The 780-nt window shown below is 62.8% G+C and carries 2 protein-coding genes; both read left to right on the top strand.

The features are described from left to right. The coding region (locus GM676_RS31710) for a sugar phosphate nucleotidyltransferase (RefSeq protein WP_371866428.1) at positions 1-266 on the top strand (266 nt) is incomplete at its 5' end. Further along, positions 263-780: dTDP-4-dehydrorhamnose 3,5-epimerase (rfbC, locus tag GM676_RS31340; protein ID WP_155468469.1), on the top strand; the 518-nt coding region annotated here is incomplete at its 3' end. The genes GM676_RS31710 and rfbC, both read left to right, overlap by 4 nt.

The following is a 780-nucleotide window of genomic DNA, read 5'->3' as shown; positions in this document are numbered from 1 at the left end:
ACAAGGGCCAGCTCAACGTCGAAGTGATGGGGCGCGGCATGGCCTGGCTCGACACCGGCACCCACGAGTCGCTGCTGGAGGCGGGCCAGTTCATCGCCACCATTGAAAAACGCCAGGGCCTGAAAGTGGCTTGCCCGGAAGAGATCGCTTACCGCAAGGGTTACATCAACGCCGAGCAGCTGCGCAAGCTGGCCGAGCCGTTGAAGAAAAACCAGTACGGCCAATATCTGCTGCAAATCCTCGAAGATAAGGTAGTCCAACGATGAACGTCATTCAAACGCCGCTGGCAGGCTTGCTGGTACTGGAGCCGCGCGTGTTCGGCGACGATCGCGGTTTTTTCTTTGAAAGCTTCAACGCCAAACGCTTTGCCGAACTGACCGGGGTTACCACCGAATTCGTGCAAGACAATCACTCGCGCTCGTCCAGGGGCGTGCTGCGCGGCCTGCACTACCAGATCCAGCAGGCGCAGGGCAAGCTGGTGCGCGCCACCGCCGGCGCCGTGTTCGACGTGGCGGTCGATATCCGCAAGAGCTCGCCGACCTTCGGCCAGTGGTATGGCATCGAGCTGTCGGCCGAGAACAAGCGCCAGATGTGGATACCGCCGGGCTTCGCGCACGGCTTCGTGGTCACCTCCGATTCGGCCGAATTCCTGTACAAGACCACCGACTACTGGGCGCCGGAGCACGAGCGCGCCATCCTGTGGAACGATCCGGCGGTCGGCATTCAATGGCCGGCGCTGGCGGCGGCGCCGCTGCTGTCCGGCAAGGATCAGGCGGCAGC

Source organism: Duganella radicis, assembly GCF_009720825.1.
GTDB lineage: Bacteria > Pseudomonadota > Gammaproteobacteria > Burkholderiales > Burkholderiaceae_D > Rugamonas > Rugamonas radicis.
The sequence above is the reverse complement of the archived record's forward strand: the minus strand, read 5'-3'. Positions and strand labels throughout refer to the sequence as shown.